This window comes from Streptomyces atriruber (assembly GCF_001418325.1).
Lineage (GTDB): Bacteria > Actinomycetota > Actinomycetes > Streptomycetales > Streptomycetaceae > Streptomyces > Streptomyces atriruber.
The window spans coordinates 1-21,373 of sequence record NZ_LIPN01000263.1 but is presented as its reverse complement, the minus strand read 5'-3'; the positions used below and the strand labels follow the sequence as shown (position 1 = coordinate 21,373).

18 protein-coding genes are annotated in these 21,373 nt (G+C 71.3%); 6 read left to right on the top strand and 12 right to left on the bottom strand.

Features of this window, described 5'->3' with window-relative positions:
- On the bottom strand, window positions 1-562 hold a 562-nt coding region (locus AOK03_RS26130; RefSeq protein WP_107098113.1), incomplete at its 3' end, for a GntR family transcriptional regulator.
- Between the two features lie 491 nt (window positions 563-1,053).
- On the opposite strand from AOK03_RS26130, the gene AOK03_RS26125 reads away from it, so the two are divergent.
- The gene (locus tag AOK03_RS26125; protein WP_425264411.1) at window positions 1,054-2,706 is read left to right on the top strand and encodes an amidohydrolase family protein; all 1,653 of its coding nucleotides are present in this window, start codon (window positions 1,054-1,056) and stop codon (window positions 2,704-2,706) included.
- 80 nt (window positions 2,707-2,786) lie between these two features.
- On the opposite strand, the gene AOK03_RS26120 is transcribed toward AOK03_RS26125, so the two are convergent.
- The gene (locus AOK03_RS26120; protein WP_055567795.1) at window positions 2,787-4,262 is read right to left on the bottom strand and encodes an FG-GAP-like repeat-containing protein; all 1,476 of its coding nucleotides are present in this window, start codon (window positions 4,260-4,262) and stop codon (window positions 2,787-2,789) included.
- Between the two features lie 185 nt (window positions 4,263-4,447).
- Window positions 4,448-4,720 carry a DUF3253 domain-containing protein gene (locus AOK03_RS26115; RefSeq protein WP_055567794.1) on the bottom strand — a complete coding sequence of 91 codons (273 nt, stop codon included), beginning with the start codon at window positions 4,718-4,720 and terminating at the stop codon, window positions 4,448-4,450.
- A gap of 166 nt (window positions 4,721-4,886) precedes the next feature.
- On the opposite strand from AOK03_RS26115, the gene AOK03_RS26110 reads away from it, so the two are divergent.
- Window positions 4,887-5,342 (top strand): hypothetical protein, encoded by a 456-nt coding sequence (locus AOK03_RS26110; protein WP_157869087.1) that lies wholly within the window; start codon window positions 4,887-4,889, stop codon window positions 5,340-5,342.
- 15 nt (window positions 5,343-5,357) lie between these two features.
- Here AOK03_RS26110 and AOK03_RS26105 read toward each other — a convergent pair whose 3' ends face one another.
- From AOK03_RS26105 to AOK03_RS26095, 3 genes are all read right to left on the bottom strand, one after another.
- Entirely contained in the window at window positions 5,358-5,912 is a 555-nt protein-coding gene (locus AOK03_RS26105) for a hypothetical protein (RefSeq protein ID WP_055567792.1), read from the bottom strand.
- 96 nt (window positions 5,913-6,008) lie between these two features.
- Window positions 6,009-6,683, bottom strand: a complete 675-nt coding sequence (locus AOK03_RS26100; protein ID WP_055567791.1) for an ABC transporter ATP-binding protein — start codon at window positions 6,681-6,683, stop codon at window positions 6,009-6,011.
- Window positions 6,680-7,771: an ABC transporter permease gene (locus AOK03_RS26095; RefSeq protein ID WP_055567790.1), complete on the bottom strand. Its 1,092-nt coding sequence runs from the start codon at window positions 7,769-7,771 to the stop codon at window positions 6,680-6,682. Before AOK03_RS26095 ends, AOK03_RS26100 begins: the two co-directional genes overlap by 4 nt.
- A 279-nt stretch (window positions 7,772-8,050) precedes the next feature.
- Here AOK03_RS26095 and AOK03_RS26090 point away from each other — a divergent pair, with 279 nt between their 5' ends.
- Together AOK03_RS26090 and AOK03_RS26085 are read left to right on the top strand one after the other, a co-directional pair.
- Window positions 8,051-9,277 carry a sensor histidine kinase gene (locus AOK03_RS26090; RefSeq protein WP_055567789.1) on the top strand — a complete coding sequence of 409 codons (1,227 nt, stop codon included), beginning with the start codon at window positions 8,051-8,053 and terminating at the stop codon, window positions 9,275-9,277.
- Window positions 9,274-9,909: a response regulator gene (locus tag AOK03_RS26085; protein ID WP_055567788.1), complete on the top strand. Its 636-nt coding sequence runs from the start codon at window positions 9,274-9,276 to the stop codon at window positions 9,907-9,909. The genes AOK03_RS26090 and AOK03_RS26085 overlap by 4 nt, the downstream gene beginning before the upstream one ends.
- Here AOK03_RS26085 and AOK03_RS26080 read toward each other — a convergent pair.
- Window positions 9,896-12,529, bottom strand: a complete 2,634-nt coding sequence (locus AOK03_RS26080; protein ID WP_055567787.1) for a LuxR C-terminal-related transcriptional regulator — start codon at window positions 12,527-12,529, stop codon at window positions 9,896-9,898. The genes AOK03_RS26085 and AOK03_RS26080 overlap by 14 nt on opposite strands.
- A 244-nt stretch (window positions 12,530-12,773) precedes the next feature.
- The gene (gene bdeA / locus AOK03_RS26075; RefSeq protein ID WP_055567786.1) at window positions 12,774-13,670 is read right to left on the bottom strand and encodes a bis(hydroxyethyl) terephthalate hydrolase; all 897 of its coding nucleotides are present in this window, start codon (window positions 13,668-13,670) and stop codon (window positions 12,774-12,776) included.
- A gap of 1,038 nt (window positions 13,671-14,708) precedes the next feature.
- Between bdeA and AOK03_RS26070 the strand changes: the two genes are divergently transcribed.
- On the top strand, window positions 14,709-15,239 hold the full coding sequence (locus tag AOK03_RS26070) for a VOC family protein (protein WP_055567785.1): 531 nt from the start codon (window positions 14,709-14,711) through the stop codon (window positions 15,237-15,239).
- A 1,072-nt stretch (window positions 15,240-16,311) separates the two neighbouring features.
- Here the strand turns inward: AOK03_RS26070 and AOK03_RS44275 are convergent.
- Window positions 16,312-16,548 carry a hypothetical protein gene (locus tag AOK03_RS44275; protein WP_244177754.1) on the bottom strand — a complete coding sequence of 79 codons (237 nt, stop codon included), beginning with the start codon at window positions 16,546-16,548 and terminating at the stop codon, window positions 16,312-16,314.
- Between AOK03_RS44275 and AOK03_RS26060 the strand changes: the two genes are divergently transcribed.
- Window positions 16,436-17,566, top strand: coding sequence for an MFS transporter (locus AOK03_RS26060; RefSeq protein WP_244177753.1), 1,131 nt, complete (start codon window positions 16,436-16,438; stop codon window positions 17,564-17,566). The genes AOK03_RS44275 and AOK03_RS26060 overlap by 113 nt on opposite strands.
- A 293-nt stretch (window positions 17,567-17,859) precedes the next feature.
- On the opposite strand, the gene AOK03_RS26055 is transcribed toward AOK03_RS26060, so the two are convergent.
- The 3 genes from AOK03_RS26055 to AOK03_RS44270 form a co-directional block, all read right to left on the bottom strand.
- A complete protein-coding gene (locus AOK03_RS26055; protein ID WP_055567783.1) occupies window positions 17,860-18,450 on the bottom strand; it encodes a DinB family protein in 591 nt (196 codons plus the stop codon).
- A 116-nt stretch (window positions 18,451-18,566) separates the two neighbouring features.
- Window positions 18,567-20,153 (bottom strand): sigma-70 family RNA polymerase sigma factor, encoded by a 1,587-nt coding sequence (locus tag AOK03_RS26050; protein ID WP_425264410.1) that lies wholly within the window; start codon window positions 20,151-20,153, stop codon window positions 18,567-18,569.
- A gap of 589 nt (window positions 20,154-20,742) precedes the next feature.
- Window positions 20,743-21,293: LCP family protein (locus AOK03_RS44270; RefSeq protein WP_244177752.1), on the bottom strand; the 551-nt coding region annotated here is incomplete at its 3' end.
- Between the last annotated feature and the right edge of the window lie 80 nt (window positions 21,294-21,373).

Genomic DNA, 21,373 nt, shown 5'->3' with positions numbered 1-21,373 from the left:
CCAGGTCGGCGGCGAGCAGCGGTTCCCCGATGTCCGCGGCCAGGTAGGTCAGGTCGAGGGACAGCGGCACACCGTCCAGCAGCCGAAGCCGTTCGATGTGGACCACGTGCCCGCCGTCGGGGACGTGCAGCTTGCGCGCCACCTCGCCGGGCGGCCGCACCACGTCCGCGACGCGCACCTGATTGATCACCTCGCCGTGCGTACCGAGCGTTTCGGCGAGGCCGGTCAGCTGCTCCAAGGTGTGTTCGTAGGGCCGCCGTACGATTACCGTGCCCACGCCCTGGCGCCGCTCGACCACGCCTTCGTCGCGCAGCACGCCCAGCGCCTCGCGGACGGTGTTGCGCGACACCGCGAAGTCGGCGATCAGTGTCCGCTCGTCCGGCAGCAGGCCCGAGGCGAAGGCCCCGGAGGCGATCTGACGGCGCAGCACCTCGGCGACCTGCCGGGCCCGGTCGGCGCGGGTCCGCCGCCGACTCCGCGGTGCCGGACCGTGCGCACACGGTCCACCCGGATCCACGGAGTCGGCCGGAGGTGCGGGCTCGGTGGGTGAGGCGTCGTTCATGGGACCTCCGCTGGACGTCGGGGCCGGGGGGGGCGGACGGGACCCGTACGTATGTCTTTGCTCGGTGGGCCGGGAGAAGAGCCTGCCCGTACACCGCCGCCTGTGTCCGGCCGTGTCCGGCCGTGGTGAAGCGTGTCCGGCCGTGGTCGAGCAAGTCCGGCCGGGACGGACCGCGTTGGAACCGGTCCGTGCCCGTGCGGCATCCGTCAAACCTAGGTCGCCAACGTTTCCGGCACGTTACGCCACCTGAGCTGACCTGGGACGACGGCTGTGACGTGCGGTTCGGCGGGGAGCGCGGACCTGTTGCGCCACCCCGGCCGTCGGGACGGTGTCGAGGGGTGGGGTCGGTTGGCCTGTCCGCCGAACCCCGTCCTCCATTTCCGGCTGTCGAAACCCTTGTTCCGCCCTCCGGACTCGCTTAGGGTCGGCGCCTCCGGCTCGGCCGCCCCGCGTGGCCGGGCCTTCCCTGTGCGAACGCAAAGGAGCGTGCGGTGGTGCGGCAGGTGTGGCTGGACGGATCGTCGGGCGAGGACGAAGGCGAGGGGCACGACATCGGCGGACAGGACGAGGGCCGGGACGGGGACGGGGGCATGGAGACGGCGGGGGACGTACGGCCGGACGCGGGCCGCGCGGACGGCGGGGGACGCGGCGTGGGGCGTCGCAGCTTCGTCGTCGGGGCCGGGTTGGCCGGAACCGGCGCCCTGCTCGGCGCCGCCGGGACGGCACCGGCAGCCGCGGTACCCGCTGCCGCCACCGGACACGACGGACACGACGGCCAGGGCGCCTTCGGCCCGAAGGACTTCCGCGCCCGGCGCCTCCTGCTCGTACCGGACGTCGTCCTGCTGCCCGAGGGCCCGGTCAAGGACCGCGCCGTACTCGTCCAGGACGGCACCTTCCGGGCCGTCGGGCCGGTCGGCGAACTCGCCCGGGCGCACCGGGACGCCCACAAGGTGCGGCTGAAGGGCCACCTGCTCATGCCGGGCTTCGTGGACGCCCACCACCATCTGACACAGAGCTTCGGCAAGGCCCAGGCGTTCGGGCAGCCTTCGGAGATCTTCAAGACCGTCTGGGAGCCGCTGGAACACGCTCTGGACGAGGAGACCGCCCACCTCTCGGCGAAGCTCGCGGCCCTGGAGGCGCTGCGCGGCGGATTCACGACCGCCGCCGACGCGGGCACCCGCGCCCCCGTCGACGTGGGTGTCATCGCCGAGGCCGCCGAAGAGGTCGGGCTGCGTTGCGTGCTGTCGAAGGTCGTCTCCGACGGCAAGGGCGGCAAGGAACACCTGGAGCGCTTCCGGAGCTCGCGGCTGATCCACCCCTCGCTGGCGATACCCGTCCCCGAGGACGCCACCGCCGAGGTGCTCAAGAAGACCGCCGACCTGTGCGCGGAGGCCGACGCGGTCCTCCAGGTCCACGTCAACGAACACCTGGCCTCCGTCGAACGCTCGCTCAAGAGCGTGGGCCGCCGCCCGGTGTCCCACCTGCACCACATCGGCGCCCTCAACGCGCACACCCTCGGCTCCCACGCCACCCTGCTCACCCCCGACGAGATGCGCATGCTCGCCGACACCGGCGCCGCGGTCAGCTACAACCCGGTGGCCAGTGCCTGGAAGGGCAACGCCGTGGCTCACGCCCTGATGTGGCAGGCCATGGGCATCCGCTTCGGCACCGGCACCGACGGCACCCGCGGCGGCGGCTTCCGCCTGGTCGACGCCGCGGAGAGCGCGCAGCGCCTGACGTACGGCATGAACTCCGGCGACTCCTCGTGCGGCGCGGGCCGCACGTGGCTCACCCATGCCACCGCCCTGAGCGCCGACGCCGTCGGGCTCGGCAAGGTGACGGGCGAGATCGCGGTCGGCAAGGCCGCCGACTTCTTGCTCGTCGACCTCCAAGTGCCCGAACTCACCCCGTCCTACGACCTGTCGTGGGAACTGGTCCGGCTGGCCGACCGCGACCAGATCAGCGCGGTCTTCGTGGACGGCAAGCTGCGGCTGTGGCACGGCTGGCCCACCGACTGGGACGGGCGCGCGCTGGTACGCAAGGCCGCCGAGGTGGGACCGAAGGTCGTGGAGCGTGCGCGCATCCAGCGGGTGGACCCGGACCCGGACGGCACCGCCCGCCACGCGCGGCGAGCACGCTCCTGACCTGTCCCGCGGCAGCAGCAGCCACTGTCGCGGCCACCACCACCGCGGCCGCAGCGGTGGTGGCCGCCGCCGGACAGGCCCTAGGGGATCACCACTCCGGTGCCGTTGTCCCCGCTCAGGTTCTCGCCGAACAGCGCCTTCGCCGCCGGTGCCCCGATGTCCGTCGGGTTCTCCGCGACCGACTTCGAGGCCGTCAGACCGCCGGTGGCGCCCCGCAGCAGCCACACCGCGCCGCCGTTCACGACGGAACCCAGGTTCTCGCCCGGGGCACCCGCGACCAGGTCCGCCTTGCCGTCACCGGTGACGTCGATGAGCCGCACCGACCCGCCGAACACGTCACCGGACTCCGCGACACCCGGCACGCCCGCCGTGTCCTGGTGGAACGCCTGCGCGCCCTGGCCGGTGAGACCGCCCCGGCCGCCCTTGAGCAGCACGACCGCGCCTGCCTTCTTCTTCGTGCCGATCGCCTCACCGGGGACGCCGACGGCCAGGTCCGGGTATCCGTCGCCGTTCGCGTCGCCCGCGCTCAGCCGTCCGCCGAACTGGTCGCCCTGCTCGCTCGCCCCGGGCACGCCCGCGGTGTTCTGCGTGATCGTCTGCGTACGGGACTGGCCGGGGCCGGACGATGAACCGTAGTAGATCTTGACGGTCCCGGGGTCCTCCTCGGTGCCCTCGGTGTCGCCGTTGGGGAAGATCCGGGTGGCGAGGTCGGCGTGGCCGTCCTGGTCGAAATCGGCAACGGCGGTGCCGGACGAGGAGGCCAGGCGCTGCGGAACGGTGGACAGGCCGTTCTCGGTGCCGAGCCACAGCTTGCCGCCCTCGGCGTGGTTCTCGTAGACGTAGAACGTCGCGAGGTCCTCGATGCCGTCGCCGTTGAAGTCGCCCGCGGCGGTCGAGTTGATGAAGTTGTCCGTGCTGTACACCTTCACCTGCTGCTCACGGGCGGGAGCTCCGTCACGCGTGAAGGGGCCGTAGAGCACGTCGTGGTAGTCGCGGTCCTCGCCATTGCTCATGAACACGTCCGCGTGCCCGTCGCCGTTGAAGTCGCCCGCGGTGATGTCCTCGCCGACCTGGGCGTTCGCCGGTGCGGCGACGCGCACGGCGCCCCGGCCGGAGATGCCGTCCTTCCGGCCCCACAGGACGATCACCGATCCGCTGACGTTGTTCTCCGGTCGATGGCCGCGGACGGTCACCGCCAGGTCGGTCAGGCCGTCGCCGTCGAGATCGCGGGCGATCATCGCGTAGCCGAATGCCTGGTCGTCGCCGGAGACGCCGGGCACGCCGGGGGTGTCCTGGTCGATGACGGTGGTGCGCTCGGGGTCGAGGCCGTGCGCGGAGCCGTAGCTGACCGTGACGTAACCGGCCCAGGCATGGCCGCCGACGGTCGCGCCCGGGGCGGCGACGGCGACGTCCTGATAGCCGTCGCCGTCGAAGTCCTCGCGCACGGTGGCGGCGGCGCCCCGCGCGGATGCGGTGCCCGCGACGAGCGGCACGCCGAGCGAACCGATCAGGGCGGCGGCTACGGCGGTCGATAGGGCGGGTCGGCGGATGCCCACGGTTCCTCCTTGGGCGAGCACGAGGTCGAGACGCGTGCGCGCGGATGCGATTCACCTGAGAGACATGCGGAAACGGCTGATGGTTGTGCCCTGAACGACATGTGAACGGGCGCGGGTCGGCGGCGGACCCGCTACGACGGCTGAGGCGACCGAGACGACTGAGGCGGTCACGTAGGGGGAGTGGGTCAGCGGGTACGGCGGATGCGGATCGGACCGCGGGCCTCAGCCGGGTCGACGGGCCGACCGGCCTGGGTGATGTCCACCTCACCGGCCGCCACCAGGTGCCGCGCCGCGCGGCGGGCGGGCTCCATGAGCGCGCGCCAGCCGTCGTCATCTCCTTCGTAGACCGCACGCGCGGCGTCCGAGGGGCAGATCGTGGCAGCCGGGCCACGACGATCCAGCAGGTCCAGGATGGCCCGCTCCAGGCGCAGCTCTGTCTGCCGTTCGGTGTGCGTCACCGCGTCAGTTTCGCACCGGGGCGGGTGGAGATCGAGGCAGCCCGGCCGACGGTTCGGCCGGGTGGACCGCTCTGCGGAGGGCGCGGCACAGGCCGCCGTCCGCCGCGACACGGCCGGTCGATACGATCCTCCGTCGGAGCCGAAAACGATCACGGGGAACAGCGCCATGCCGGAAGTCATATCCATTCAGCAGCAGTCTGCCGAAAGCCAGTTGGCGCCGGGTGAGCAGCTCCTCGCCTACGGGATCGTCGTTCCGGTGAAGAGTGCCGAGGGCATCAAGATCAAGCACGGCAAGGCCGGCGGAATGCTCGGCGACCACCTGATGCACCGATACGGCGCCCAGTCCGGTGATGCACAGAGCATCGCCGCGGCCATGCCGCCCACGACCGGCGCGCTGCTGATGCGCGTGACGGACCAGCGGGTCGGCCTCGTGCGCCACATGGACGGCACCCCCGTCTGGGAGATCCCCCGCACCTGGGCCTCCCACGTGGAGCGCCGACCCCGCCTCCAGCTCATGGCCCGTTTCCGGCTCCACTACGCGGACGGCAGCTGGCTCGCCTTCCTCACCGGGCGCCGTCGCACGATCGAGGCGTTCACCACCGCGCTGAACGACAAGGGCTGAACGGCAACAGCCGACTCATGGCGTGCTCAGCTTGCGGTTTCCGGCCCGGTCCTTCGCGATGTTCCGAATCTTCTTGGCGCGGCCCGACTCGGCGAGCAGGGCGAGTACCGCAGGCGACGCCGACACCTCGGCGAGCAGGCGCTGCATCCAGTACGTGACCTCCGCCAACTCGGCCGGTGTCGGCACGTGACCGTCCTCGATGGACAGGTAGAACAGCCAGTCCCGGACGCGGCCGCGGATGAACTCGCGGAACGCCTCGGTCTTGAGCCGGTCGATCTCCGGCAGCAGTTCGGCCGACCACAGTCGGAACCCGGCGGGTCCGCTCGCCTTCATCGCGATGCTGTCCACGAGGGCGACCACCGCCGTCTTGGACGCCATCTCGTCGGGGTCGCGCAGGATCGTGGTCACAACGGTGCGGTCCCGGTCGCGGCTGCGGGAGGAAGCGGTCACCTTGACAACGCGTTGGTACGCGGCCGATCGGACGTGCCCGTCCACCATGGCGGCGTCGACGTCCACGTCGAGGATGCCTGCCCCCGCCAGCAACTCCGCTACATCGGAACGCAATGTCATTGCTTCATCTCTTCGCGTATGCCCGGACTCCACATCGCGAGCATTTTCCCGTGGTCCGCACGCTGATCCAAACGAATCGGCAGGGCGACGGCATCATCAGGGCGTGTGCCGCACGCGCCCGTCACGGACCTCGACCATCTGGTCGACCGCGGTGAGGTGGGTGCGGTCGTGGGTCACCAGGACCGTCGCGGTGGCCTGTTGGCGGGTGAGGCGGGTGAGCAGGTCGATGACGGCGGCGCCGCGTTCGTGGTCGAGGGCGCTGGTGGGCTCGTCGACCAGAAGCACCGTGGGGTCGTTCATCAGGGCGCGGGCGATGTTGATGCGCTGGCGCTGGCCGCCGGAGAGTTGATGAGGGCGGCGTCCGGCCTGGTCGGCGAGTCCGACGGCGTCGAGCAGCTCGGCGGCTCGACGCCGGGCCGTACGTGCCTTGCGGCCGTCTATCTCCGCCATGACCTGCAACTGCTCGGCAGCGGTGAGGGACGGCAGCAGGTTGGGCTGCTGGAAGACGATGCCGATCTTGTGGCGGCGCAGGGCGGTGAGCTCGCCTCGGGGCAGGCCGGTGGTGGGCGTGCCGTCGATGGTGACGGTGCCGGTGTCGGGGGTGATGAGCGTGGCGGCGACCGCGAGGAGGCTGGACTTGCCGGAACCGGAGGGGCCGAGGACGGCGGTCAGGCTGCCCTTGGGCACGTCCAGGGTGACGTGGTCGAGGGCGGTCAGACGGGTGTCGCCGTCGGGGTAGGTGAGGGTGATGTCGGTCAGGTGGAGACTCATCGGACGCTCCCCAGCGCGGTCAGCGGGTCGACGGACGTGATGCGGCGGACGGACAGCACGGCCCCGAGCGCGCCGAGCGCGATCATCACGGCGGCCGGGACGACGACGGTGGCGGGGGTGAGGAGGAACGGCACCGCGGAGCCGGCGACGAGGGCCCCGATTCCGGCGGCGATGCCGGTGCCGATCACGGTTCCCCCGGCCAGCAGGACGACTGCCTGGCCCAGCGCGTCCTTGAGCAGGGTGGCGGTGGAGGCGCCCAGCGCCTTGAGGACGGCGATGTCGCCGCTGCGCTGGATGGTCCACACCGTGAAGAAGGCGCCGATGACGAGGGCCGAGATGGCGAACAGGAAGCCGCGCATCAGCTGCAGGGAGCCGTTCTCCGAGGTGTAGGAGCCGATCGCGGAGAGCGAGTCGTCCTTGGAGACCGTCTTGGTACCCGCGGCGTGATCGGTGCCCTCGATGTCGGAGCCGGAGGTGGTGCCGAGGGCGATGACGGTCGCGGTCGGCCGACGGCCGTTCCCGTCGGCGGGGGGTGCCGTCCTGCGCCAGGTGTCGAGGCTCGTCCACACGACGGGGGTGTGGCTGAAGGAGGCGTCACCGCGCACCGCGGCCACGGTCAGCTGCTGTCCGCCCAAGGCGATGGTGTTGCCCGCGGCCACACCGAGGTGGTCGGCTGCATCGGTCGACAGGACCACGGCGCCCTCGCCGATCCTGCCGCTGTCCGGGGCGAGCGCCGAGCCGGGCCGGACACCGAAAGCGGATACGGCGACGCTCTTGTTTCCTGCGGTCGCCTTGGTCGTGGTGATGCCCAGCGGTTCGGCGCTGCTGACGCCCGGCGCCTCGGCCCACCGCTGCCATTGCCGCTCGGTGACGGTGGAATCGGCGTACGACAATTCCTCACCGCCGTCGGAAGCATTGAAGGCGATCCGGTCCGCGGGCAGTCCGGTGATCGCCGAAATGTTCTGCCGCCCCAGCCCGGCGGTCAGCCCGGATAGCAGCCCGACCAGCAGGGTGATGAGCACGATCACGGTGCCCATCAGGGCGAAGCGCCCTTTGGCGAACTTCAGGTCTCTCCAGGCGACGAACACGGCTTGGGCCCGCTCTTTCAGGTCTTTGAGGGGTGGAATTCATGGGCGGAATCAATCGGTGAATTTGTGTGTCTCCACCGTGGTCCCCGGCCCTCTGAACGGGCATCTGGCGCAGGACAGCAATCGGCGCATCCAAAGGCGGCACGCGAGTTCTAACTTTCGATGGAGGCTTCGCGCGGCGGTTCTCCTTACGCTGGGAGGACTGTGAACACCACCGGCCCCGCTTCCTCGACCGCTCCGACCGCTCCGACCGTCCCGACCACTTCAGCCGCTCCAGCCGTGACGCCCACCACTCGGGCATCGGCCTGGTGCCTGCACCTCCTGGTGGTCGGGCTGCTCGCGCTGGCCGCGGGCCGGGCCGTGGCCGACGGTCGCCCGCACGCCGGATGGGTCATCGCCGCGGCCGCCGCATGCGGCCTGGTCTACGCGGTCGGCCCGGTGCTGCCGACCGTGCGCCGCTCGCGGCGGGCGGCCGCGCTGTGGCTGGCCGCCGTGGGCGCGGTATGGCTGGTGCTGCTTGCCCTGACGGGCGACGGGGTGTGGGTGGCGTTCCCGCTGTACTTCCTCCAGCTCCACCTGCTGCCGCGGCGCGCCGGACTCGCCGCCGTGGTGGCGACGGCGGTGGCGGCCATTGCCGGGTACGCCGCCCATCAGGGCACTTTCGACGTGGCCATGGCCATCGGGCCGGGCCTCGGCGCCGCCGTCGCCGTCGCGGTCGTGTGGGGATACCAAGCCCTGTACCGGGAGAGCGATCAGCGCAGACGCCTGATCGAAGAGCTCACCGCCACCCGCTCCGATCTCGCCGCCGCACAGCACACCGCGGGAGTGCTGGCCGAACGCGAACGACTCGCCCGCGAGATCCACGACACCCTCGCCCAGGGCCTGTCCAGCATCCAGCTCCTCCTGCGCGCCGCCGAACGCGCGCTCCCCGCCGCCCCCGACAACGCCGCGCGCTACGTCGACCAGGCCCGCCAGGCCGCCGTGGACAACCTCGCCGAGGCCCGCCGCTTCGTCGTCGCCCTCGCCCCGCCCGCCCTGGAGGGCACCACCCTGGCCGACGCCCTGGAACGCCTGTGCATCACCACCAGCACCCGCCACCAGGTCACCGCACGCTTCCGCCGCACCGGCGAGCCCGTACCGCTGCCGACCGCCCACGAGGTCGCACTGCTGCGCATCGCCCAGTCAGCCCTGGCCAACACCGTCCGCCACGCCGAGGCCCGCACCGCCGACCTCACCCTCCGCTACCTCGGTGACCACGTAGCCGTGGAGCTCGTCGACGACGGACGCGGCTTCGACCCCGACCGCCTGCCCGCCCCCGACCCCGAGGCGGGCGGATTCGGACTGGCGGCGATGCGCGCCCGCGTGGACGCGCTCGGCGGCACGCTCACCATCGACTCGGCTCCCGGCGACGGCACGGCCCTGGCCGTCCGGCTGCCCCTGGACCACAACCAACCACTCTCCGCCCCAGCCCCAGCCCCCGACTCCGCACGTGAGGCCCGCCCGTGACCGACACGCCCATCCGTCTGCTCCTGGCCGACGACCACCCCGTGGTGCGGGCCGGATTGCGCGCCGTCCTGGAGACCGAGGAGGGCATCACCATCGCGGCCGAGTCGGCCACCGCCGAGGAGGCCGTCACCCGCGCCGCCCAGGGCGACATCGACGTCGTCCTCATGGACCTGCAGTTCGGCAAGGGGATGAACGGAGCACAGGCCACCGCCGCCATCACCGCCCGCCCGCAGGCGCCGCGCGTCCTGATCGTCACCACGTACGACACCGACGCCGACACCCTCCCCGCGATCGAAGCCGGTGCCACCGGCTACCTCCTCAAGGACGCCCCGCCCGAAGAACTGGCTGCCGCCGTACGCACCGCCGCCGCAGGCCGCACCACACTCGCGGCCACCGTCGCCGACCGGCTGATGAACCGCCTGCGCACGCCCGGCACCGCGCTGACCAGGCGCGAGACCGAAGTCCTCGCCCTCGTCGCCGACGGCCTGTCCAACCAGGCCATCGGCGACCGCCTCCACCTCACCGAAGGCACCGTCAAATCCCACCTGGCCCGCATCTACGCCAAGCTCGACGTCGATTCCCGCACGGCCGCCGTCGCCACGGGCACCCAACTCGGCCTCATCCGACGCTGACGACGCCCATTCCCGACACCCCCGGCGCTCGTCCCTCCTCGGCGAGCAGCCGCGACAGCTCGACCCGGGAACGTATGCCCAGCGCGGCGAACACATTGCGCAGGTGATGGTCGACCGTGCGGTGGCTGACCGAGAGGCGGGTCGCGACCTCCCGGTTGGTGGCGCCCTCCGCCACGTGCCGGGCGATGCGTTGCTGCTGCGGAGTGAGCGTGGCCAGCGGCCCGGGGCTCGGCTCGCCCGCGACCGCCTCGCCCGCGGCGCGCAGTTCGGCGCGGCTGCGGTCCGCCCAGGCCCGCGCCCCGCACCGCTCGAAGGAGACCAACGCGTCACGCAACGGACCGCGTGCCTCGCGGGTGCGGCGCCGACGGCGCAGCCACTGGCCGTACAGGAGCTGCGTACGGCCGCGTTCGAACTCGCCCGGCAGTCGATCGTGATGGGCGAGCGCGCTCTCGTACGCGGCGGCTGCCTGCTGCGGCGGTGACAACAGGGCACGACAGCGCGCCAGTTGGGCCGACGCGAGCCGGTCCGCGGTGGCCCCGGTCCAACGGGTGAATTCCGTGGTGGCGTGCCGGGCCTCCGCCGTTCGCCCCACTTGGACGGCCGCTTCCACGAAGCAGGGAACGGCCAGCATCCTGACGGCGAAGTGACCGCGCCGCGGCCCGGGCGCCACCAGCGGGGCGAGCCGCGCCGCCGCGTCGGCAGGGCGCCCCGCGGCCAGCTCCGTCCGGGCGACGGCCCAGACGGCGAGGGTGGCCGCCTGCGTCAGACCGTGCGGCCCGGCACCCGCCGCCGCGGCCGCCGCGTGCGAGGCGCAGGATTCGGCATCGCCCGCCACGGACGCGGCGAGCGCCAGCACGGCGTGCAGGGAGACGGCGACATTGGGCTGCCCGATGCGACGCGCGGCCCTGAGCCCTTCGAGGGCGTGTGCCCGGGCGCCGGTGTGGCGTCCCGCGCGCAACTCGCCGTAGGCCAGATGTTCCAGGGCGCGCGGCAGCAGGACCTCGGGCCCGTAGGTGCGTACGGCCGCGAGCGCCTTCGCCCCGGCCTCGCATGCGGTCTCGACCTCGCCGACCACGAGGGCGGCCGCACCGGCACGCAGCAGTCCGGCAGGTTCACTCGTCCCACTCGTCCCACCCGGCCCGGCCACCCCGTCCAGACAGCGGCGCAGCAGAGCGTGGCCCTCGGTGCTGCGGCCCGCGAGGACCGCGCACATTCCCGCCCGGTACGCCTCCAGCATCGGGTCGTCGTCGCACGCGGGTAATCGCGTCATCGCCTCCCGGTAGGCGGCCGCGTCACCCATGGCCCAGGCCGCCTCCGCCGCGCCGATGAGCGCGCGGCGGGCCCGCGCGGGCGGGAGGAGCGCGGCGGCGGTGAGCAGGGACTCCCTGGCATCGTCGGCCGGACCGTCGGCGAGGGCGAGCAGCCCGCGCACCCGATGGACGCCGCCGTGTGCGGGGACGGCTCCGGTCCGCGCGAGCAGGGCACGGGCTCGTACCGGATCCCCGGCCAGCCGGGCCGCTTCGGCGGCCTCGGCGAGCCGGTCGGTACGCGACTCCGCGTCGGCGGTGAGCGCCGCGGCGCGGGCCAGGGCGGCGGAACGCTCGGCGTGCGGCCGGTGCGCGGTCGCCGCCGCGGTGAGGGATCCGGCGAGCCGCGCGTCGTGGTCGTCCGCAGCACAGGCGAGCTGGATCAGGCGGGGGAGACGCTCGCGACAGGCCCGGGCGAGGCGGAGGTGGGCGGCTCTGCGGAGGGGGAGCGGGGTCCGTCGGAGCACTGCCCGGCGCAGCAGCGTGTGGGTGAAGTGGACCCGGCCGCCCGCCTTGACGACGATCCCGGCGGCTTCGGCGGGTGCGAGCCCCGAGGGGGCAGCACCGGCCCGCAACACCAGGGCGAGGTCTGCGCCCGCTCCGTCGGGCTCGTGCTCGGTGGCCGCGGCGGCGAGCAGCAGCAACGCGCGTGCGGAGTCGGGCAGTTCGTCGACGCGGAGCGCGTAGTCGCCGAGGAGGTCCTCGCCGCCGGGCAGTGGATCGGGCAGCGGGGTGCGACCGGTCAGCTGGCCGGGGGTGAGGGCCGTGACGAGCGCGGTGAGCAGGCGTGGGTTTCCCATGGCCTCGCGGATCAGCCAGGCGCCGACGACGGGGTCGGCCGCGCCCCTGGTGAGCCGGTCGAGCAGGGCGGCGGCCGCGCTGTCGTCGAGCGGTCCCAGGCGGAACACCGTCGCCCCGGCGAACTCGGCGTCACCGGGACGGAGTTCGGCGAGAGTGAGCAAGACTGCCACCGGAGTCGCGGCGGTCACGTGACGGAGACCGGCGGAGAGAGCGGCCCGGGACGCGGGATCCCAGCGGTGGACGTCGTCGAGGCAGACGAGCTGCGGCCCCTCGTGCGCAAGCCCCCTCGGCAGGGTCGGCGCGGTGGGCCGTACGGACGGGACCGGGCCGCAGAGGGCCCTCGCATACTCCACCAGGGCGGTCCGCCCGAGGCCGGGAGGCGCGGCCAGCACGACCACGCCACCGTGGCCCTTCCGTACTCGCCCCACCAGGGCCTCCACGGCGGCGATTTCCTCGCGGCGGCCGTAGAGTTCGGGAGGCCCGAGCGCGCTCGATCTCGTTACGGAGGACATCGTAAGGGTCACGCCCGCACGTTACTGTCGCGTAACACGGCCTGGAAGCCCCGAGTCCGCGGCTCTGGGCACACCACCAGCGGCATCCGCGCCGGGGTGTGCACGGGCACAACCGGTGGCCGTGCAAGGAACCTGAGAGGGCCGGTGGCGGACACACGTCATCCGCCACCGGCGCCCCGGCGACGGACGACGACTCTCCGGATTCCGCCCCCCGGGGGGGGCTAACCCGGATGCTCCGTCAGTGTCAGGAGGTGTGCGGGCAGTTGCCCCGGTACTCCTCGATCGTGAGGCTCGGCCTCGGCAGCGGGCAGAGGAACTGCTCATAGCGGGTGTCGTTGTCGATGAACCGCTTCAGCCAGGAAATGCTGTACTTCGCGATCGTCGTGTCGGACGAGTTCGGCGTGAAGTGAGTGGCGTTGTTGAGCTCCAGGTACGCCTTGTCGAGGGAGCCCGGCAACGACTCGTAGAACGGCTCGGAGTGGCCGGCGACAGGGGCCACGGTGTCACCGTCCGCCCCCACGACCAGCGTCGGCGTCCGCAGCTCGGGCCAGGTCGTGTCGAGGTTCCAGCCGGTCAGCGGAATCGCCGCCTTGAGCGACGTGCGGCTCTTGGCCGCTTCCAGGGTGCCACCGCCGCCCATCGAGTGGCCCATCACGCCGAGCCGGGATGCGTCGACCCGGCCGCGCACCGAGCTCGCCTTCGTCAAGTAGTCGAGTGCGGACAGCAGTTGACGTCCCCGACTGGCGGGCTGGTCGAGGGTGGTCAGGGTGTCGATCGTGAAGACCACGAAGCCCTGCGAGGCGAGCCGCGGTCCGAGCCAGGCGATGCTCGACTGGTAGGCGGTGAAGCCCGGCGAGATGACGACCGCGCCGAAGGTGCCGTCGGACGTGGACGTCGGGTAGTAGACGGTGCCGCCGCCGAACCCGGACACGCCGAGCGAGGGGACGGTGGTCTGGGAGACGGCGTAGGAGCCGCGCGGCGCCTCGATGCTGGAGACGGTCGGCTCGGGGCCGCGCTCGTACGGGTTGTCCGCGGCGGCCTGGGCTCCCGGCGCGAGACCGGTACCGAGAAGTCCCGCGGTGGCGACCGCGGCCGCCAGGCAGGCCCGCACCACTGGGCGGGAGAAGACGTGCAGTTGCACGGAGGGGTCCTCTCGTCGTGGCGGAACCACGCGGGGCAGCGTGCAGGGGGAGGGAAGAGCGCCCCGGCGGAGACCGCCGTGTTCGTTGGCGGTCTCACCGTGACGCTGCTGGAGGCGTACAGACATCGGCGAAATCACCGGTGTACCGAACGACTCGCCCCCCGGATCAGCAGCCGCACCCTTCGCGTACTAGAGCAAGGGCCTGCGGCCCGCGACCTGTGATGAGCGCTGCAGGGTTACCTCTGCGAGTGCGTACACGCCTTCGATGCGTGGCCAGGCCTGACCCCCAGCCGCTCCAGCCCGGCAACGCACAGGCTGTACCGCACCGGGCGCGACATCCCGCTCCCGGACGCCCCCGTGCGGCATGCGGCCTTCACTCCGCTGCCGATCCTGTATCCCTTCGTCCCCAGATGGTTCACGCACTGCGCCTTGGTCGCCGATGCGGGCGAAGCAAGCGCTACGGGTAGCGCTGTCACCGTCAGGATCAGCGAGGCGGCGGCAGTGGTGCGACGTAGTGCGGCTTGCATGGAATCTCCTCTTCCGATGTCGGTAGACCGCGAGCGAGGCCGGTAGTTGGCCGATCCGGCGTTCGCTTGTCGGCGCGCGGCGGTTCCGGCCGGAGCCCTTGGCCGCGCCCTGGAGATTCCAGTGGCCGCACGGTTGTCTCGCATCCCTTGTTCGTGCAGGTAGACAAAGCCGCAAGGTGCCTTGGTCCGGTCATCGACCGGATCGTCCGGCGGCGGGGCACGCTGCGCGGCGCTGACGGGGTCCACTCTCGGAGGTGTGCTGATCGCCGTAATCAGGCCGACTGCTTGATGGCGCTGGTCACCATGGGTCTCGACCAGGGTTGGGGTGCCGTGTCGCTCCGCCGGGCGGACTGGCCACGGGGTCCTCGTGGATGCGGTCGGCCTGCCCGCACGAACAATGGCTCGAAGTGATTTAACATTCAATCACGTTGCGCGGCATGCTGGACGGAGCGTCGGCGACCACCAGGTTGCCGGGCCCAACACCCCATCCGACCAACGGAGATGACCCGAGATGAGCCAGACCCTGCCGCTCCGCCTCCACCACCACGCCTGGATCACCGACGACCAGGAAGCCAACCGGCGCTTCTACGAGGACGTGATCGGCCTGCCCCTGGTGGCCACGTGGACCGAGCGCGAGGTGCTGTCCGGGGCCGAGCGTGTCTACAGCCACACCCTCTACGGCCTGGCCGACGGCAGCGCGCTCGCCTTCTTCCAGTTCGCCGACCCCAAGGACCAGCAGGAGTTCAAGACCGAGATCAATTCCACCCCCATACGCCACATCGCCTTCAAGGTCGAGGCGGAGACCCAGGAAGCCATGCGCGAGCGCGTCGCGGCGGCCGGTCATGCGGAGGCGAACGCCCACGTCATCGACCACGGGTACTGCGTCTCGCTGTACCTCACGGACCCCAACGGGCTGATCCTTGAGTTCGCCGTCGATCACCCCGACGTGGAGAAGATCGATGCTGAGCAGCGCGCCACGGCACACGCCGACCTCGCGCGCTGGCTCGCCGGCGACCACACCAGCAACAACCCCTGGCGCTGACCCCTGCGGCCGCACGGTTACGGGGCTGGGCGGTTGGGGCGATTGGGGCGGTTGGGCGAAAACGAGGTGCGCGGGGCGAAGTGATGTCGGCAGGACGCTCGGCGTGACCGAGCTGCGCAGCGATGCGGTCCGCGCCTCTGCCGCCCTTGCCGTCCCCGCCCCGCCGTCCCCGCCCCCTTCGGTGTGCAGGGTTCTGCTGTCCCGCTGGCAGGGACGGAGCGTCCTCATCGGCGGGTCGTGTTCAAGCCTGCTGACAGTCCTGACGACGAGGTCCAGTGGGCGGCTTCCTGGTACGAGAAGCTCACGACGGACGCCGGCTTCCGTGTTCCTCTGCCGCCGCGAGCCGCCGACGGGCGAAGAGTCGTGGACGGCTGGACCGCCAGCGCGTTCCTGACCGGCCAATCCGGCCCGCGGGGGCACTGGACCGGTGTGCTCAGTGCCGGACGTGCCTCCACCACGCTCTGCGACAGGTGCCCCGGCCCGACCTCCTTGATCGGCGCGTGCACCCGTGGGCCGTGGCCGACCGGGTCGCGTGGGGCGAGCAGACCATCGACGTGATCGACGACCTTGCCGCACCGTTCTCGACTCTGCTGGAGCTGAGGCCCCCGGTGTGGCAGGAAGCGGCTCAGCTCATCCATGGCGATCTCACGGGCTTGTCGCGCACAGCGAGGGTGCAGGGCCACGGGGTCGGGCGCGGCAGGGTGAGCCGGACTGCTGTGCAAGGGCAGTCGACGTCGCGGTGAGGAAGTCCGTGGCGTTGTAGAACCCGTCTCTGAACCCTCGAAGCAGGTTCCGAGACGGGTTCCAAGGCGCGAGAGCCCTCCTACGCCTCGGATGCGCCGCATTCGCGAGCACTTCCACGATGTCCGCATAACCGGGCGGCAGCGCCTCCATCAACTCCACTGTCTGGCCCTGCAGTTCCGAGATCCGCTTCCGAGCGCGAGCCTCCCGCTGCTCCAACTCCGCCGGCCGGGACACCACCGCCGCCCCCAAGGAAATCCAGCACTGAGGTCGGGAACGTTGGCGTCGAGAACCTGCCAGCAGCTGGCTGCCCTCCCTGCTGGACTGGTGATCACAATTCAGGTGAGGCCCAACACGGGACGGGGTACATGTCCACAGCAACCACTTCCTCCGCCGAAGCTCCGGCCGCAGGACACCGTTCGCCGCTTGTCCCGTGGCTGGCCGTGATCTCGGTGATGATGGGGATCTTCTCGATCGTCACCACCGAAATCCTTCCCATCGGCCTCCTGACGTCGATCGGATCCAGCTTTGCCATCTCGGACGGAATGGCCGGGCTGATGATGACCATGCCCGGCTTCCTGGCCGCGATTTCGGCGCCGGTAGTGACCGTGGCCACCGCGCGCGTCGACCGCCGGGTGATGCTGGGCGCGTTCATCCTGCTCCTGGCCCTCGCCAACTTCCTGGCCGCGGCAGCTTCGAGCTACTGGATGATCTTGATTTCGCGGGTGCTGGTCGGCATCACCATCGGCGGCTTCTGGTCCATCGGCGCCGGCCTGGCAGGCCGGCTCGTACCGGCGGAGCAGGTGGCCCGCGCCACCTCGGTGATCTTTTCCGCGGTTCCCCTCGGCTCCGTGCTCGGAGTTCCACTCGGCACGTTCATCGGGGACATCGCGGGCTGGCGGACCACATTCCTCGTCATGGGCATCTTCACCCTCGCCGTGTTCGGCATGCTGCTTCTGGTGGTGCCCCCGCTCCCGGCCGTGCACGCGACCCGCCTGAACGTGCTCACCGGCATGTTCCGCAGCATCAACACCCGATTCGCCCTGGTGCTCACGTTCCTCATCGTTCTCGCCCACTTCGGCACCTATACCTATGTCACCCCCTTCCTCGAGCAGGTGACGCACGTGGGCTCTGGGCTCATCACGGTCTATCTGCTCATCTACGGAGTCGCCGGCATCGTGGGCAATTTCCTCGGCGGGTCGGCCGTGGGCAAGTTCCCGCGGGCCACCTTCGCGGCAGCCGCATCAATGATCGCTTTCGTCACCCTGCTGCTGCCGGTGCTCGGCAAGTGGGATCTGGGCGCGGTGGCCCTGTTGATCGTCTGGGGCATCGCCTACGGCGCGGTGCCGGTCTGCTCACAGACCTGGTTCGCCAAGGCCAACCCCACCTCTCCCGAAGCGTCCTCCGTCGTGTTCACCGCCTCGTTCCAGGCCACCTTCTCCATCGGAGCGTTGACGGGCGGCATCGTCATCGACCATTCCACTCCCTCGACGGTAATGACGCTCGGCGGCTGCACGGCCGTCCTCACGGTGCTCGCGGTCCACCTCCACCGCGCCAGGAAGATCTCCTGGTCCGGGCCCCGCTAAGACTCCGAACCACCCTCGGCCGGATGGAACGACGTGGTCAACCTTCCGGCCACGCAGGCGCTCGTAGCGAAGGGCACCGTTCCCTCCGCTCGTCCCTGCGGAGGAGTTGTACCCGAACCTTTTCGCCGACACGAAATCGACCGCGCCGCCCGTGAACTGAGCGCCGGAAAAGTCTCCACCGTCAAAGATCGCGCCGGTGAAGTGCAGATCGTGCTGGCGCCAGGCGGTTGGCTTCTGAGGATCCTCGGCCGGACCGCGGCCCGCTCGTGGCCCAGATCGAGGACGGGTCCCGTCTAATCCTTGTCGGTGGCTGCTGCGGCTGCTTTGGCAGCTCGCTCGATCGCCGCTCGGTGGGCGTCCCGCGCGGCTGCGTCGTGCTGGGCGGTCGCGTATTCGGCTGTTGTCCCGGTCGAGTCGTCGAGCTGTTCGCGCAGGATGTCGGCGTGTCCGGCGTGCCGACTGGTCTCGGTGAGCAGATGGATCAGAATGTTGAACAGCTTCACGTCGGGGCGTGGCCACCACGGCACGTGGCCGGGGGAGTCGAGAGTGAGGGCGGTGATCGTCGCGTCCGAGTGCTCCCATACGCGACGGTAGCGGGCGATGATCTCCTCGCGCGTCTCGTACTCGGTCACCCACAGGTCGGCGCCCTGCCCGGCGTCGTCCCACGTGGGCAGAGGTTCGGGGAACGGTCGACCGAAGACCTCGCCGAAGTACCTGGATTCCCAGAGCGACAAGTGTTTGACCAGGCCGAGCAGGTTGGTACCTGTCGAGGTCAGCGGACGACGGATGTCGTATTCAGAGAGCCCGTCGAGCTTCCAGAGCATGACCTCGCGAATCTTTCGCAGGTCTCTGTGCAGGTAGTCCTTCGCGAAGTCATCAGTCATGGGCCGTGAGCCTGTCAAGGGCCGCGGACAGGCACAACCCGCGACCAGCACTCGGCGGCGAAAGACGGAGCCTCGCTCGCCGAGTGTCACGGATCAGGGCACCGAGCCGTAGTTGCTCAGAGCGCCGTGCCGAACGCCTGGGTCCACCACGGGCCCCCGGAGCCGTTGTGGATGCCCACGCCCAGTTCCTTGAAGTCGCAGTTGAGGATGTTGGCGCGGTGGCCGGGGCTCTTCATCCACGAGTCCATCACCGAGGCCGGACTCTGCTGACCGCGGGCGATGTTCTCGCCGTACGTGCTCCAGCGGTAACCGGCCGCCGTGATGCGGTCGCCGGGGTCCTTGCCGTCCGGGCTGGTGTGGTCGAAGTAGTCGCGGGCCGCCATGTCGGCGGAGTGCTTCGTGGCCGCCGTGGCGAGCTTGTCGTTGGAGGTGACCGGACCGCAGCCCGCCTTCGAGCGCTCGGTGTTGACCAGAGCGACGACCTGCTCGGCCGTGCCGCTCGGCTTCGGCGGCGCGGGATCCGGCGCCTCCGGCTTCGGCTTCGGCCTGGCCGAGGTGCGGCTCGGCGACGGTGTGGGCTTCGGCTTCTTCTTCGTCTTGCTCGGGCTGGGTTTGGCGCTGGGGGACGAGGAGCGCTTGGGGGAGGCCGAGGGGGAGGCGCTCTTGGAGGCCGACGGGGTGGTCGGCGAGGCGGGAGCGGCCGCGGTGGACGGGGTGCTGTCGTCCGAGTCCGGGCGCGTCAAGAGGTGCACCGCGGCGCCGCCGACGCCAAGCGCCACGACGGCGGCGGCCACTGCGGTCGTACGACGACGGCGTCTGGCACGATCACGGCGGGCCTGCGCCCGAGCCGAGACCGGAGCCCCGGATCCGTGCGCGGACGTCGCGGAGGCCGAGCCGACCTCGACGAGGTCCGGCGGCACGACCAGACCGGCGAGCGCGGAGCCCACCGGCACGAGCCCCAGCCCGACCAGCAGACCCTCTGCGGGCACCAGGTTGGACCAGTGCCCCTCGCAGGCCGAGCAGTCGCGGGCGTGACGGGCCAGCCGCTTGCGCCACAGCGCCGACGGCATCCCGTCCCAGCCCGCGGTGATCTGCTGAAGGCCCGCGCACGGAGGGCTGGCCGACAGGGCGCGTACGACGACGCGTGCCGTCTCCAGCTGGGCCTTCATGCGCTGCACCCGCACCGCCGCGTGCTGCGGCGACAGCTCCAGCGCGTCGGCGACCTCCGCCCGCGTGAGCTCGCCCGCGGACTCCAGCCACCACAGCGACAGCAGCGCCCGGTCGTCCTCGTCCAGCCAGCGCGTCGCCTCGGCGGTCTCGCGGCGCTGCCCGGAGAGCCCGAGCCGGGTGATGGTCAGATCGACGAAGTCCGCTCCCGGATCCACCACGTCGTACGCGTCGGCGAGGCCACCACCGGCGGGAATCGCACCCGAAGCGCGCTCCCGCCAGTGGCCGCGTATCTGGTTCATGGTGATGGCGACCAGCCAGCTGCGGAAGGTCTCCGGGCTGCGGAGACCGTCCAGGCCGCCGAGGACACGGAGCATGGTCTCCTGCACCACGTCGTCCACGTCCGCATGGCCGTTCAGGGCCCGTCCGACGATGTTGTAGACCAGCGGCAGGTACTCCGCCACCAGCGCGTCCTGCGCCCGCTGGTTCCCGTCCTGCGCTGCCCTGATCATCGCGACTTGGCGTTCACTGCTCACGCTGTGTCCACTCTCTTTGTGGGGGGCCTGTCTCCTCCGACACAGGGGAGACGCCCTGCGCCCGCCTCGATAACAGAAAACGCTCGGATTCTGTCGAAGCCGGTCTGCAGACCGTATCGAGTGAACTCTGACCCTCGACATGAGGTCGAGGGTCAGCGCTCGGGCGCCCACTCTCCGACCTTGCCCAGGAACGGGAGGCAACTGCCCAGGAGCAGGACCTAGCCCGCCGACACCGGCGAGTCCGTCCGGTCGCCCACCGACTCCTCGGTGGCGGACTTCGGTATGGGCTCGTCGTGGCGCAGGGCGGTCCAGACCCGGTGCGACGCCTTGTCGAGCGGCAGCACCCGGCCCGCGTCCTGGGCGTCGTAGGTGACCGGCATCGTCACCATGTCGGTGCGGTCGGGGCTGATGCCCTTCAGCTCCTTGGCCAGACCGATCAGCTTGTCCGCCGACGCCAGGTCGGAGTCGGCGCTGATCGTCTTGGTCGCGGTGTCCGCGAGGCCGTAGGACTTGGCCGGGTCGCTCAGCGGGTCGACGGTGTCGGCACGGTGGATCAGGGCCTTGATGAAGGCCTGCTGGAGCTGGATNNCCCGACATCTTCTCGACCGTCTTCACGGTGCATGCGGGCCCGCCCACCTGGTACGACGAGTTGAACATGGCCTGCTGGGCGCCCGCCGCGCCGCCACCGTGGGACTGCGTGCACCGAGGGCGCTGGACCATCGTGTCGCGCGGGATGCTGACGACCGAGGCCTTGTGGTGGCTCTTGTCGACGTGCAAAACCATCGCCGTGTCGGCCCGGGCACCGCTCACACCGCTGCCGTACCGGCCGTGGGTCCCTGCCCGTGAGTCGGAACCGAGCAGGAGGATGTTCATCGACCCGTCCCGCTGCCCGGCGGGCCTGTCTCGGCCGAGGGCGGCGTTCACGTCCGTGCCCTGGATGTTGCCGTTGAGGTGCTGCCAGGCGTAGGCGACGCCTCCGCCACCGACCAGGGTCAGGCCCAGGGCGCCCCACGCGACGTACCGCAGGGCCTTCTTCCGGGGCCTGCGCCGCGAGCCGCGGACCCGGGCGGGCCCGTAGCCGGGCACCGAGGGGGCGTCCGCGGGGTGCGCCGGGTGCTCGTCATGGCTCTCGTGCGGCATGCGCTGCCTCTCTTCACGAACCGGGAGATCAGCGGATCAGCGGATCGAACAGGGGGTGGGGCTGTCGCGTATACACATCT